The following is a 13,217-nucleotide window of genomic DNA, read 5'->3' as shown; positions in this document are numbered from 1 at the left end:
CCGCACGAACGGATGCAATCGGTGGCGGCGAACGCGCGACGGCCCGGCATCGCTGCCGGGCCGTCGCGCAAACTCAGTCGTGCGCGGCCGCGGCCGGCGTGGCCGCGTTCTTGCTGCTGCGGTAGAACAGCCAGACCACCGCCGCCAGCACCGCCAGGCCGACCAGCGGGCCGAAGTGGAACTGCTCCGGCAGCGCCAGCACGTTGCGGTCGCTGGTGATCACGATCGGGAACGCGATCGCGATGCCCATCAGCGCCTCGCCGGTGATCAGGCCGGCCGCGAACAGGGTGCCCGGTCGGTGCACGCGGTCGCTTTCCTCTTCGCTGCTGTTCGCGGTCAGGCCGCGACGGCGGCCGACGATGTGCGAGAGCAGGCCGCCGAGGAAGATCGGCACCATCAGCTCCAGCGGCAGGTAGATGCCGATCGCCGCGGCCAGCACCGGCACGCGGAACTTGGCCTTGCGCGACTTCAGCCACTCGTCGAAGGCGATGATGATCGCGCCGATGCCGGCGCCGATGCCGATCATCGTCCACGGCAGCTCGCCGCCGAACAGGCCCTTGGCGACCGAGGCCATCAGCGTGGCCTGCGGCGCGGCCAGTGCGTTCGGGTGTTCCGGCGTCGGCGCGCCGATGCCGTAGGCGGCGGCGAGCAGGTTCAGCACCGGCGCCATGATCAGCGCGCACGAGAACGCGCCGATGCCGAGCATCAGCTGCTGCTTCCACGGCGTGGCGCCGACGATGTAGCCGGCCTTGAGGTCTTGCAGGTTGTCGCCGCCGACGGCTGCGGCGCAGCACACCACCGCGCCGATCATGATCGCGGCGACCGCGCCGATGGGCGAATCGCGGCCGAGCATCAGCACCAGCACCGCCGAGGCGAACAGGATGGTGGAGATGGTGATGCCCGAGACCGGGTTGTTCGACGAACCGATCAGGCCGGCCAGGTACGCCGACACCGATACGAACAGGAAGCCGGCGACGATCATGATGATGGTCATCGGCACGCTGACGAACCAGTTGCCGACGATGGCCTGGTACAGCAACAGCAGCGGCAGCACGAAGCCGACCAGGGCGACCAGCATCCACTTCATCGGCAGGTCGCGGTCGGTCTCGGCGACTTCGCCGACGGCCGCGCTCTTGCGCGCCGCGGCCAGGCCGCTCTTGACCCCCGACAGCAGCGACTTGCGCAGCGAGAACAGGGTCCACACGCCGCCGATCAGCATGGTGCCGACGCCGAGATAGCGCACCTTCGCCGACCAGATCGCACCGCCGATGTCGGCCGCGCTGCCGCCGGCGATCTTCGCCCCCAGCGCCGGGTCGGAGTCGAGGAAGAACATGTGGTAGATCGGAATCGCGAACTGCCACGACAGGATCGAGCCGGACACCACCACGATGCCGACGTTGAGGCCGACGATGTAGCCCACGCCGATCAGCGCCGGCGACAGGTTGGTGCCCATGTAGCCCAGGTACTTGCCCATGAAGCCCGAGACCACGGCGTTGTCCGGGATCAGCTTCATGCCGCTTTCGGCGGCGAGCTTGAGCAGCGCGCCGATGGCGCCGGCCAGGCCGAGGATCTTCATGCCCGGGCCGGGGTTCTCGCCGGCCTTGAGCACTTCCGCGGCGGCCTTGCCTTCGGGGAACGGCAGCGGGTCTTCGACGATCATCGAGCGCCGCAGCGGCACCGAGAACAGCACGCCGAGCAGGCCGCCGAGGCCGGCGATGGCGAGCACCCACGAATACCGGAAGTCCTGCCAGTAGCCCAGGATCACCAGCGCCGGAATGGTGAAGATCACGCCGGCGGCGATCGACGAGCCGGCCGAGGCGCCGGTCTGGACGATGTTGTTCTCCAGGATGGTGCCGCCGCCGAGCAGGCGCAGCACGGCCATGGAGATCACCGCGGCCGGGATCGCGGTGGCGATGGTCAGGCCGGCGAACAGGCCCAGGTAAGCGTTGGCGGCGGCCAGGATCACCGCGAGGAACACGGAGAGCAGGACGGCGCGGAAGGTCAATTGGGGCTGCTTGGCGGGTGAGGCCATCGGCGTCTCCATCGCGGGTGGGCGGGCATGCGGCGGTGTATGCGAACGCTCGTCCGGCGGGCCGGCAGCGGGGCAATCCGCCGATGATCGCATCCGTTGCGCCCGCCTGTAAAAGTGCACTGCGGTAAAAAGCGGGATTGGGCAAAAGCCCGCGCGTTCGAATGAACAGGCGGTTTTCCCGGGGAATTTCGGGAATTGCGGCCATCCCGGCCGAGCCTGGACTGCTTTATGTGGGAGGGACTTCAGTCCCGATGCCTTTGGTCCCGCCGGGATCGGGCTTGCGAGGCGCCAGGGTTTGCCGGCGATCGGGCCGAAAAGCGTCGGGATTGAAGTCCCTCCCACAGGAGTCCCTACCATGGGAGTCCAGCCCATGAGAGTCCCACCCACGGCAGCCCCCGCCCCAGCCGCCCACGCCCGCCCCGGCCGGCGCGGCCTATACTCCGCGCTCCCGCCTGGCGCCGACCGGACCTTCGCTAGTGCCCGCAGCAAGCCCCGCCTCTTCCGCCCTCGCCGCCGCCCGCGACGACGACTTCCTCGGCCATCCCAAGGGCCTGTACGTCTGCTTCTTCACCGAGATGTGGGAGCGCTTCTCGTTCTACGGGATGAAGGCGCTGCTGCTGTTGTACCTGCTCAAGTACCACCTGTTCGGCGACGACGCCGGCTACGACCTGATCGGCGCCTACGGCGGCCTGGTCTATGCGGTGCCGGTGATCGGCGGCCTGATCGCCGACCGTTATCTGGGCATGCGCAAGGCGGTGGTGCTCGGCGGCGTGCTGCTGGTGCTCGGCCACCTGGGCATGGCCTACGAAGGCCACGCGGCGAAGCTGGTGAACGGCAAGGTGGTGCGCGACGAAGTCGCGATGCAGGTGTTCTACCTGTCGCTGGCGCTGATCATCGCCGGCGTCGGCTTCCTCAAGCCGAACATCTCCACCATCGTCGGCAAGCTCTACGCCCAGGACGATCCGCGCCGCGATTCGGGCTTCACCCTGTTCTACGCCGGCATCAACGTCGGCGCGCTGTTCTCCTCGCTGATCTGCGCCTTCCTCGGCGAGACCTACGGCTGGAAGTACGGCTTCGGCGCCGCCGGCATCGGCATGGTCGCGGGGCTGGCGACGTTCCTGTGGGGCCAGCGCTACCTGCACGGCCACGCCGAGCCGGCCGAACCGGCGCGGCTGCGCGAAAAGCTCAACGGCCTCTCGCGCGAAGCCTGGATCTACCTCGGCAGCGCCGGCGGCGTGCTGGTGCTGTGGGGCACGATCCAGTTCGCCTCGCAGGTCACGCTCCAGCTCGGCGACCTCAGCTTCACCGCGGCGCTGGCGATCATGCTCGCCACCTTGCTGGTGTTCCTGATCTGGTTCTTCGGTTTCATCGCCCGCCAGTGCACCAAGATCCAGCGCGAGCAGATGCTGGCGCTGGTGGTGCTGATCCTGGCGGTGCTGATCTTCTTCACCCTGTACGAGCAGACCTACGGCTCGTGGGTGACCTTCAACGACCGGCTGATGACCAAGGACATGTTCGGCGTGGTCGCCGCCGCCGGCTACAAGCCGCCGCTGCCGTGGTCCTTGTTCTCGATGGCCGCCAGCCCCGTGCTGATGGTGGCCGCGCTGATGGCCAGCGACCGCGGCCGCGGCGGATTGGCCAAGACGTTGATCGCGCTGCTGGTGCTGGGCCTGGCGCTGGCCACCGCGCACGACGTGGTGCTGGTGCCGCAGACCGCCGGTTCGCTGACCTACCTGGGCCCGTTCTTCCTGGTGGTGCTGGCGCCGCTGTTCTCGTGGCTGTGGCCGTGGCTGGCGCGGCGCGGGCGCAACCCGAGCAAGCCGGTGACGATGTCGCTGGGCTTGATCCTCGCCGGCCTGTCGTTCCTGCCGCTGGTCGCCGCGGCCAAAATCTCCGGCGGCGGCGAACTGGCCAGCGTGTGGTACCTGGTGCTGGCTTACTTCGTGCTCGAAGTCGGCGAGATGTGCCTGTCGCCGCTGGGCCTGTCGGCGGTGACCCAGCTGTCGGTGGCGCGCGTGGTCGGGCTGATGATGGGCGCGTTCTGGTTGTCGACCGCGTTCTCGGAAGTGCTGGCGGCGCAGCTGGCGAAGATCGCCTCGGTCGAGATTCCCGCAGGCGGCGCGATCGACATGGCCGCCGCCTCGCTCAAGTACGGCGAACTGTTCTCGATGCTGACCTGGCTCGGGATCGGCTCAGGCGTGGCGTTCCTGTTGTTGTCGCCGTGGTTGAAGCGGTGGATGCACGGGGTGCAGTGAGCTTGCGGTTCGCGAAACAGAAAAAGGGCGCCCGCGGGCGCCCTTTTTCGTTTTCGACCGGTAGTTGCGGCGCGACCGGCGGCGGCGCGGTCGCGGCTCGCGCCGCTCCTACAGGGGCCTCGGGTTGCGGCGTTTGCGACTGTAGGAGCGGCGCAAGCCGCGACCGCGACACCGCGACAACGACGCAACCGCCCTGCCCCCTGTTGGCGCCTCGCTGCAAGCCTACGCCCGCCGCCTGCAGAAGCGGCGCAAGCCGCGACCGCGACACCGCACCTGCGACGCAACCGGCCGTCCCGCAATCGCCGCTTGCGCAGCGCCTGCAACGCCCTGCGACCGTCATTCGCGCAAGATCCGCAAACGCAGAGCGCTCACCGCGCCATCGCCACCCGCAGGCCCTCGCGCCAATCCGGCAGTTCCAACCCGTACTCCTCGCGCAACGACCGCGTATCGAGCACCGAATACGCCGGCCGCTGCGCCGGCGTCGGGTACTCGGCGGTCGCGATCGGCAGCACCCGCGGCGCGCGCGCCAGCCGGCCGCCTGCGACCGCCTCGACGAAGATCGCCTCGGCGAAGCCGTGCCAGGTGGTCTCGCCCGCGGCGGCGACGTGGCGCACGCCCGGCTCGGCGATGCCGCGTTCGAGAACGCGCGCGACCGCGTCGGCCAGCAGCCAGGTCGGGGTCGGCGAGCCGCGCTGGTCGGCGACCACGCGCAATTCCTCGCGCTCGCCGCCCAGGCGCAGCATGGTGCGCAGGAAGTTGTGGCCATGATCCGCCGCGTACACCCAGGCCGTGCGCAGGATCAGATGGCGCGCGCCGCTGGCGGCGATGGCGCGTTCGCCGTCGAGCTTGCTGCGGCCGTAGACGTTGAGCGGCGCGGTCGCGTCGTCCTCGCGGTACGGACGCTGGCCGCGGCCGTCGAAGACGTAGTCGGTGGAAAAATGAACCAGGCCGATGCCGAGTTCGGCGCAGGCCTGCGCCAGCCGCCCCGGCGCGACGGCGTTGATCGCTTGCGCCAGCGCCGGTTCGGATTCGGCGCGGTCCACCGCGGTGTAGGCCGCGGCGTTGACCACGTGATCCGGACGCAGGCGCCGCAGCAACGGCGCGATCGCCTCGGCCTCGCCCAGGTCCAGCGCCTCGCAGGCGCAGCCGTCGGCGAGCCGGCCGCTGCGCGTGGTCGCCAGCACCTGCGCGGCGTCGGCAACCAGGCGCCGGCGCAGTTCGACGCCGAGCTGGCCGTCGCCGCCGACCACCAGCACCCGGCCCAGGCTCATGGCGCGTAGACCGGCAGGCGGTCTTCGGGCACGTCGCGCAACCACAGCGCGGCCTGGTCCTTGGCCGACAGCAGCGGTTCGCTGACCGGCCAGTCCACGCCGAGGTCCGGATCGTCCCAGCGCAGGCCGACTTCGGCCTGGGCGTCGTAGGTGTTGGTGCACAGATAACTGAAGGTGGCCCGCTCGCTGAGCACGACGAAGCCGTGGGCGAAGCCTTCCGGCACCCAGAAGTGGCGCTTGTTCTCGCCGCTGAGCACCACCGCGGTCCAGCGGCCGAAGTGCGGCGAGCCGCGGCGGATGTCGACCGCCACGTCCCAGACTTCGCCGTCGAGCACGCTGACCAGCTTGCCCTGCGGTTTGGGCCACTGGTAATGCAATCCGCGCAGCACGCCGCGCGCGGACGAGGACACGTTGCCCTGGACGAAGCGCAGGCGCAGGCCGGCGGCGTCGAGCTTGTCCTGGTTGAAGGATTCGTAGAAGAAGCCGCGCGCGTCGCCGAACACTTGCGGTTCCAGCACCCGGCAGCCGGGCAGATCGGTATCGATGATTTTCATGGGGTACGTCGCTTGCGTCGCCGCGGCCCGCCGCTCACGGCACCGGGCCGCGTTCGATCAGGCTGAGCAGGTATTGGCCGTAGCCGTTCTTGATCAACGGCCGGGCCAGGTCGGTGAGTTGTCCCGCGTCGATCCAGCCGTTGCCGTAGGCGACCTCCTCCGGGCAGCAGATGCGCAGGCCCTGGCGGGTCTCGATGGTCTCGATGAAGTTGGACGCCTCCAGCAGCGACTGGTGGGTGCCGGTGTCGAGCCAGGCGTAGCCGCGGCCGAGCTGCTCCAGGTGCAGCGAGCCCTCGTCGAGGTACTTGCGGTTGAGATCGGTGATCTCCAGCTCGCCGCGCGCGGACGGCTTGAGCTGGGCGGCGAAGTCGCTGGCGCGGCCGTCGTAGAAGTACAGCCCGGTGACCGCATAGCGCGAGCGCGGCTTGAGCGGCTTTTCCTCCAGCCCGATCACCCGGCCTTCGGCGTCGAACTCGGCCACGCCGTAGCGCTCGGGATCGCTGACCCAGTAACCGAACACGGTCGCGCCCTCGCGGCGCGCGTCGGCGCGCTTGAGGATCGCGGTCAGGCCGGGACCGTGGAAGATGTTGTCGCCCAGCACCAGGCAGCTCGGCTCGCCGGCGACGAAATCGCGGCCGATCAGGTAGGCCTGGGCCAACCCGTCGGGACTGGGCTGGACCGCGTACTCGATGCGCATGCCCCACTGCGAGCCGTCGCCGAGCAAGTGCTGGAACAGCGGCTGCTCGTGCGGGGTGTTGATCACCAGCACCTCGCGGATGCCCGCCAGCATCAGCACGCTGAGCGGGTAATAGATCATCGGCTTGTCGTACACCGGCAGCAGCTGCTTGCTGATCGTCTGGGTGATCGGATACAGCCGGGTGCCGGAGCCGCCGGCCAGGATGATGCCCTTGCGGTTCATTGCGTGTCCCCTTGGAAACTGCGGATCGTCACCGCTCAGGCCTGGCCGATGCGCTCGAGCCGATAGCTGCCGTCGAGCACGCGCCGCACCCACTCTTGATTGCTCAGGTACCACTCGACGGTGCGCTCGATGCCTTGTTCGAAGGTCACCGTCGGGGCCCAGCCGAGTTCGTTCTTGAGCTTGGACGCATCGATGGCGTAGCGGCGGTCGTGGCCCGGACGGTCGGCGACGAAGGCGATCAGCGACTCGCGCGCGCGGCCGTCGGCGAGCGGACGGCGCGCGTCGAGCAGCGCGCAGATGGTCTTGACCACGGTCAGGTTGGGACGCTCGGCGTCGCCGCCGACGTTGTAGGTCTCGCCGACCCGCCCGGCTTCGAGCACGCGCGCGATCGCCGCGCAGTGGTCGCCCACGTACAGCCAGTCGCGCACGTTCATGCCGTCGCCGTACACCGGCAAGGCCTCGCCGGCGAGGGCCTTGGCGATCACCAGCGGGATGAGCTTTTCCGGGAATTGGTACGGGCCGTAGTTGTTGGAGCAGTTGGTGGTCAGCGTCGGCAGGCCGTAGGTGTGGTGGAACGCCCGCACCAGATGGTCGGAGGCCGCCTTGGACGCGGAATACGGCGAGTTCGGCGCGTACGCCGTGGTCTCGCTGAACTTGCCGTTCTCGCCGAGCGAGCCGTAGACCTCGTCGGTGGACACGTGCAGGAACCGGAACCCGTCGCGGCCGGCGGCGTCGAGCGACTTCCAATAATCGCGCGCCTGCTCCAGCAGGCTCAGCGTGCCGACCACGTTGGTATGCACGAACGCGGCCGGGCCGTCGATGGAGCGATCGACATGGCTCTCGGCGGCGAAGTTGACGATCGCATCCGGGCGATGCTCGGCCAGCAGCCGCCCGACCAGCCCGGCGTCGCCGATGTCGCCCTGGACGAACGCGTGCCCCGCCTCGCCGTCCAGCGGCGCCAGGGTGTCGCGGTTGCCGGCGTAGGTGAGCAGGTCGAGGTTGACGACCTTGACGCCGCGGCGCACCGCGTCGAGGACGAAGTTGCCGCCGATGAAACCGGCGCCGCCGGTCACTAGCCAGGTGGGCACGCAGGACACTCCTTGGGAAATCGCGGATCGGGGACGGCGCCGGCCTGCCGAGGCGGCGCCGCAGCGGGCCCGGGCGCGGCGTTCGCGGCGTTCGCCCCGTCCCGTCGCGGCCGCGAGTCCCGGCAAGGCGCTGATTGTAAAGCCTTTCGCCGCCGCACCGAGGCCGCACGCGGCCGCCCGGACGGCTTGGCTACAGCTTGTGTGCCGCGACACTCAGGGTTCGAGCGCATCGTTGCACTCGGAGTGTGCTCGCCGCACAGGCGCGCGCCGGCCGCCGCGGCCGACGCGGGACGCAGGGACGGGGGGACGGGAAGCCGATCGCGGATCGCTCCTCTCGCGCCGGGCCGGTCTTTTCGGATCGGGCGCTTCAGGCGGCGCGCTTCAGGCAGCGTGCTTCAGGCGGAACTCTTCAGGCCGCCCTCCAGCGGATCGATCGCACTGGCCGGAGCCCGCGACGCGGACGCCGCGGTCTCGCCGCACTGCGGCCGCCAGCCGCTGCGCCGCAACAGGTCCTGCGCGTTTTCCGGCGTCGCATGCAACAGCTCGTACAACGCGCGGCGCTTGTCGGCCGCGCGCGCGTAGAACGCGGCGGCGATGCGATAGCCGGCCCAGTAACCGAGGTCGCCGGGACGCCGGGCGTCGCCGACGCCGTTGTAGAACCAGCGCGAAAGGTCGCTGCCGCCTTGCTCGGCCGCGAATTCGCGCTCGAACTCGCATTCGCGTCCGCGCGTACGCTCGCGCAGGTGCACCGCATTGACCTCGCCCGAAGACAGCTCGCCGACCAGCTCCGCGCCACCTTCGATCAGCGCCTGATAGAGCAGGCTGGCGCCGGGCGTCTCGACCGCCGCGCCGGGCTGCTGCACGTGCGCGTACTCGTGCGCGATCAAATGGACGAAGCGCGCGGTGAGGTCGGGCTGCAGCCAATCGGCGCTGCAGATCGTCTCCACGCCGATCACCACGCCGGCCGGCGTGGTCGTGCCGCCGGTGCCGCCGCGGCCGATCGCCAGCGTCACCGGCGGGAACGACGCTTCGGGATAGATCCGCCCGAGCTCGGCCATCGCCGCGCGCACGCCGGCGCGGATCTGCGGCAGCCGCTGCGCGCAGGCGCGGGCCTTTTCGTAAGCCTGCGGGCGCTCGCCGATGCGCTCGGCCAGCCGCTGCATCGTGCCGATGCGCGCGGCCGCGAACTGCCGCAGGGCCGGCGTGCCGGAATCCAGGTAGCCGCGTTGCAATGCCTGCGCGTCGGGCTTGCCGCGCGCGGCGTCGTAGACGGCGTAGAAGCGCTCCACGTCGGCGATGTCGACCACCGGTTCGCGCGCGGGCGCCGGGCCGGCGTCGGCGGACGCGGCGGGCGCCGCGCCGGCCAGCAGCAACGCGGCCGCGACCGAGCGCGCCAACGCGGACACGGACGCGGACGCAGCGACGGATACAACGCGCAATCGCAGATTCATGCCCGGTCCTGTTTCGACGAAACGGACATGCTAGCCGCGCAGGCGCGGCGGCGCGGGTGAGAAAAGTCAGCACTGCGGCGAATCCGGCCTGCAAGCGGCGTCCGCCGCCGGCCGCGCCCTGCGCAGGTCCGGCCTCGGCGGCGGCACGGGTGCGGCCGCCGCCACAAGACAACGTTATCCTGCAACGAACCGCCCGCACGGCGAGCCATCACCCCATCGGCGCAACGCCGCAAGCGCCGACCGCGCGGCGGCGCGCTCCCGCATCGCCTCGTGTCCGCAGGCGACACCGACGCGGTGCGCGGAACGTGATCGCGCGCAAGCGCGCAAGGATCCGACATCGTTGTCCGCCCCGCGCGACCTCGCCGGCCACTGCTAGGTTCGCCAACGTCGCCGCGCCCACGCACTGCGGCGCCGCGCCTTCGCCCCCGACACTGGAGAGTTTCCGATGAAGCGTCTCGCCCTGTCCGCCCTGCTCGCCGCCAGCGCCCTGGCCGCGCCCGCCGCGCACGCCGTCGTCGTCGGCGGCATCGTCAGCACCGACGCGCGCTGGCCGGCCGCGGCCGCCGGCTACGACCGCATGACTTTTTACGATCAGGTCGTCCAGGACGGCGGCGCGCGCTCGAATTACTACTGGGCCAACCAGTTCTGGTTCGTCGGCGGCGACGGCGGCTATATCGGCCTGCAGAACCGCAGCGGCCAGCATTGGCTGAATTTCTCGATCTGGCTGGCCAGCGGCTGGGACCCCGCCAGTCGCGCCGCCTGCAACCACTTCTCGCACGAAGGCAGCGGCGTGCAATGCCAGCTCAAGTGGGACTGGAAGACCGGGCACAAGTACAAGGTCGAGGTGGCGCGCGCGTCCAACCGCGTCACCGGCACCGTCACCGACCTGATGACCGGCGACAGCGTCGCGGTCGCCACGATCCTGATCCCCACCGGCTGGAGCGGCTTCAAGAACACCGCGGTCAGTTTCGTCGAGGAATACAGCCAGGGCGACAACCAGCTGGCTTCGTGCAGCGTGATCGGCGCGCAGTCCTCGGTGTTCCACCTGCCGGTGGCCAACGGCAACCTGCCGGCCAGCAGCCAGACCACCAAGACCTACGGCAATTGCAACGACCGCAATATCGTCCACGCCGCCTGCGACGCGGGCGGCAAGTGCATCAATATCGTCGGCGACCTGGGCGGGTATCCCTCGCCGGCGCAGTGACGGCGCGCGGTGCGCGAGGCGTCCGCCGCCAGCCGCGGCGGACGCCGGCCGCGGTCATGGCGCGCATTCGAATACGCTGTGTCCGGTCTCCAGGCGCTCCACGCCCAGCACCCGCAGCCGCGCCGCCTCGATCAGGCGGCGCAGTTGCGCCTCGTCGAGCCCGCGCGTGCCGTCCTCGCAGATCACCTTCTGGAACAAGGCCCGCGGCGCGTCGGTTTCGCGCTCGAACAGCGGCTCGACGACCAGCAGCCGCGGCGCCGCCCGGCCGGGTTCGGCGGCGGCGGTCTGCGCCATCGCCGCGCGCGCGGCGGTCAGCAGTTTCAGGCCGCTGTCGAAGGACCAGTCGTAGAGCACGTTCTTGACCAGGTAGAGATCGCCGCCGGCGGGAACCTCGCTGAACACGTCGGCCGCGCGGAACTCCAGCCGCGCATCGCCGCCGCCGGCGCGCTGCGCGGCGCGCGCGCAGACGCTGGGGCGGTCCAGGCAGATGCCGCGCAAGTGCGGATGGGCATCGAGCAGGCCGCGCAGGAACGCACCGCTGCCGCCGCCGATGTCGATCGCCATGGCCGCCTCGGCGAAGCCGGGACGCGCGGCGATCGCCCGCGCCACCGGCCGGGCCAGTTCGGCCATGGCTTCGTCGAAGATCGCCTCGGCGTCTGGATGCGCGGCGAGGTAATCGTAGAGCGAGGTGCCCAAGGCCGGGCGGAAGCCGGATCGCCCGCTGCGCACGGTCTCCAGCAAGCCGGCGAAGGCGTCGTCGTAGGTCTCGGCCACCAGGATGCAGACGTGGCGCTGCGACTGCGGATGATCGCCGCGCAATGGCTGGTACGCCTCGCTCAGGCCGAAGCGGCCTTCGTCGTCGATATCGAACACCCCGGCCATGGCCAGGGTGCGCAGCAGCAGCGCCAGCGTCTGCGGATCGGTGCCGGTCTGCGCGGCCAGTTCGGCGGACGTGCGCGCCTGCGTCGCGGTGAGGTCGGCCAGGCCCAGGCGCGCCGCCACCGCCAACGCGCGCGCGAACGCGCCGCTCGCGGCCAGTTGCGCCGGACCCAGCGGACGTTGGGAGGAAGAGGGTTCGCTGCTCGCCGTGCGCATCGTGTTCTCCTGGGCGGGTTGCCGGTCGGAAGGCCGCCGCGCGCATCGCGGCGTAGCGGGAAACGGACGCCCTAGCCGTCCGCGGCGCGGTCGCGCGCGGATGCCGCAACGGTGCGGGCGTCGTCGTCGCGATGCTGGTAACGCGCGCGCCGCCGCAGCGGATGCAGGACGCTGGCGAACACCGAGCGGGTCTGCGGAAATGTGCTCGGGTCGATCAATCCCACCCGCAGCGGCTTGCGTCCCGGACGCCAGGTATAGCTGCCGAACACGTGGTCCCAGATCGAAAGTTCCGCGCCGAAGTGGCCGGCATCGGCCGGATCGGTGCTGTGGTGCAGGCGGTGCTGTTCCGGCCCGACCACGATGTGGTTGAGCCAGCCCAGGCGCACGTCGATGTTGGCGTGGGCGATATAGCCCTGGGCCAGCACGAAGATGCCGATGGCGAACACCGAAGCTTCGGAAAACCCGGCCAACGCCAGCGCGAACTGGACCACGAACTGGTCGATGGCGACATCGAAGACATGGTTGACGCCGTTGTTGCCGACGTTGACCTTGTCCGGCACGTGATGGATCCCATGCACGCGCCACAGCCAGCGGTTGTGGTGGCTGAGCCGGTGCATGACGTAGCCGGCGAGCGAGCCCAGCAGCAGCGCCAGCGGAATCTCCGCCCACATCGGTAGGCGTGGCTGCGCCGGCGCCAGCGCGGTCGCCGCGGCCGCGACCAGGCCCGCCGACAGCGCGCCGCCGAGAACGGTCAGCAGGAAATAGACGCCGTACTGCGCCCACTCGCGGCGGGTCGGATGCCAGTCGATGTCGTAAGGGATGAAGCGCTCCAGGATGCCCAGATAGAGCATGGTCCCGAGCAGGAACGAGAAACTGGTCGCGCCCGGGTCCCAGTGCAGGCGCAAGCCCGCGACCGCGGTCGCCAGCGCCGCCGCCAGCAGCAGCGGATAGGCGGCGCGGCGCAGCAGCGGGTAGCGCGATCCTGGCTCGGGCGTGCGGTCGGACACCATCGCCTATCTCCTGGGCTGCATGCGGCGTTCGCCGCTGCTTCGCTCTCCGGCGCGCGGGCCGGCCGGTCGGCGAGGCAGCTTTGTACACGAAGGTTTCGGCCGCATCGGTGATCGCGATCATGGATGGCCGCCGCATCGCGGATGCCTCCACGCATGTCCGGTTCGATCTCATGGCCGTTGAAAACGGCTGCATTTCGATCACATCGGCATCGCGATGAACGCCGCGGCCGCGACGCGATGCCGCTTCGCCGCCGACTCAACGCGATGCGAAACGACCGCCCGTTCGTTAGCGTTCCGGCACGCGGCACGCGCGAATGCGCCGACGCGCGCGGCGGCGC

At 70.3% G+C, this 13,217-nt stretch carries 10 protein-coding genes; 2 read left to right on the top strand and 8 right to left on the bottom strand.

The genetic code is table 11. From position 1 onward, the window contains the following. Positions 1–73: 73 nt before the first annotated feature. The gene (locus RDV84_RS14590; RefSeq protein WP_309150760.1) at positions 74–2,032 is read right to left on the bottom strand and encodes an OPT family oligopeptide transporter; all 1,959 of its coding nucleotides are present in this window, start codon (positions 2,030–2,032) and stop codon (positions 74–76) included. 476 nt (positions 2,033–2,508) lie between these two features. Between RDV84_RS14590 and RDV84_RS14585 the strand changes: the two genes are divergently transcribed. After that, positions 2,509–4,287 (top strand): peptide MFS transporter, encoded by a 1,779-nt coding sequence (locus tag RDV84_RS14585; RefSeq protein ID WP_309150759.1) that lies wholly within the window; start codon positions 2,509–2,511, stop codon positions 4,285–4,287. A 368-nt stretch (positions 4,288–4,655) separates the two neighbouring features. On the opposite strand, the gene rfbD is transcribed toward RDV84_RS14585, so the two are convergent. The 5 genes from rfbD to RDV84_RS14560 form a co-directional block, all read right to left on the bottom strand. Beyond that, on the bottom strand, positions 4,656–5,558 hold the full coding sequence (gene rfbD, locus RDV84_RS14580) for a dTDP-4-dehydrorhamnose reductase (protein WP_309150758.1): 903 nt from the start codon (positions 5,556–5,558) through the stop codon (positions 4,656–4,658). Further along, the gene (gene rfbC, locus RDV84_RS14575) at positions 5,555–6,112 is read right to left on the bottom strand and encodes a dTDP-4-dehydrorhamnose 3,5-epimerase (RefSeq protein ID WP_309150757.1); all 558 of its coding nucleotides are present in this window, start codon (positions 6,110–6,112) and stop codon (positions 5,555–5,557) included. Before rfbC ends, rfbD begins: the two co-directional genes overlap by 4 nt. A 34-nt stretch (positions 6,113–6,146) precedes the next feature. After that, positions 6,147–7,031 carry a glucose-1-phosphate thymidylyltransferase RfbA gene (gene rfbA / locus RDV84_RS14570; protein WP_309150756.1) on the bottom strand — a complete coding sequence of 295 codons (885 nt, stop codon included), beginning with the start codon at positions 7,029–7,031 and terminating at the stop codon, positions 6,147–6,149. 35 nt (positions 7,032–7,066) lie between these two features. Beyond that, complete coding sequence (gene rfbB, locus RDV84_RS14565; protein WP_078999903.1) at positions 7,067–8,119, bottom strand: dTDP-glucose 4,6-dehydratase; 1,053 nt, start codon at positions 8,117–8,119, stop codon at positions 7,067–7,069. A 395-nt stretch (positions 8,120–8,514) separates the two neighbouring features. Further along, on the bottom strand, positions 8,515–9,570 hold the full coding sequence (locus RDV84_RS14560; protein ID WP_309150755.1) for a DUF2268 domain-containing putative Zn-dependent protease: 1,056 nt from the start codon (positions 9,568–9,570) through the stop codon (positions 8,515–8,517). A gap of 445 nt (positions 9,571–10,015) precedes the next feature. On the opposite strand from RDV84_RS14560, the gene RDV84_RS14555 reads away from it, so the two are divergent. Then, entirely contained in the window at positions 10,016–10,774 is a 759-nt protein-coding gene (locus RDV84_RS14555) for a DUF3472 domain-containing protein (RefSeq protein WP_309150754.1), read from the top strand. 54 nt (positions 10,775–10,828) lie between these two features. Here the strand turns inward: RDV84_RS14555 and RDV84_RS14550 are convergent, their stop codons facing one another. Both RDV84_RS14550 and RDV84_RS14545 read right to left on the bottom strand, forming a co-directional pair. Then, positions 10,829–11,869: a methyltransferase gene (locus tag RDV84_RS14550; RefSeq protein ID WP_309150753.1), complete on the bottom strand. Its 1,041-nt coding sequence runs from the start codon at positions 11,867–11,869 to the stop codon at positions 10,829–10,831. A gap of 71 nt (positions 11,870–11,940) precedes the next feature. Beyond that, positions 11,941–12,879 (bottom strand): sterol desaturase family protein, encoded by a 939-nt coding sequence (locus RDV84_RS14545; RefSeq protein ID WP_309150752.1) that lies wholly within the window; start codon positions 12,877–12,879, stop codon positions 11,941–11,943. Positions 12,880–13,217: the final 338 nt, after the last annotated feature.

It is taken from the genome of Lysobacter yananisis (assembly GCF_031199375.1).
GTDB classification, from domain to species: Bacteria; Pseudomonadota; Gammaproteobacteria; order Xanthomonadales; family Xanthomonadaceae; genus Lysobacter; species Lysobacter yananisis.
Note: the sequence above shows the minus strand (reverse complement) of the source record. Positions and strands in the feature narration are given on the sequence as shown.

Coding starts and splice junctions, on each gene's coding strand:
- RDV84_RS14550 (WP_309150753.1), bottom strand. CDS start 11,869: ATGCGCACGGCGAGCAGCGAACCCTCTTCCTCCCAACGTCCGCTGGGT.
- rfbD (WP_309150758.1), bottom strand. CDS start 5,558: ATGAGCCTGGGCCGGGTGCTGGTGGTCGGCGGCGACGGCCAGCTCGGC.
- RDV84_RS14545 (WP_309150752.1), bottom strand. CDS start 12,879: ATGGTGTCCGACCGCACGCCCGAGCCAGGATCGCGCTACCCGCTGCTG.
- RDV84_RS14560 (WP_309150755.1), bottom strand. CDS start 9,570: ATGAATCTGCGATTGCGCGTTGTATCCGTCGCTGCGTCCGCGTCCGTG.
- RDV84_RS14555 (WP_309150754.1), top strand. CDS start 10,016: ATGAAGCGTCTCGCCCTGTCCGCCCTGCTCGCCGCCAGCGCCCTGGCC.
- rfbA (WP_309150756.1), bottom strand. CDS start 7,031: ATGAACCGCAAGGGCATCATCCTGGCCGGCGGCTCCGGCACCCGGCTG.
- rfbC (WP_309150757.1), bottom strand. CDS start 6,112: ATGAAAATCATCGATACCGATCTGCCCGGCTGCCGGGTGCTGGAACCG.
- RDV84_RS14590 (WP_309150760.1), bottom strand. CDS start 2,032: ATGGCCTCACCCGCCAAGCAGCCCCAATTGACCTTCCGCGCCGTCCTG.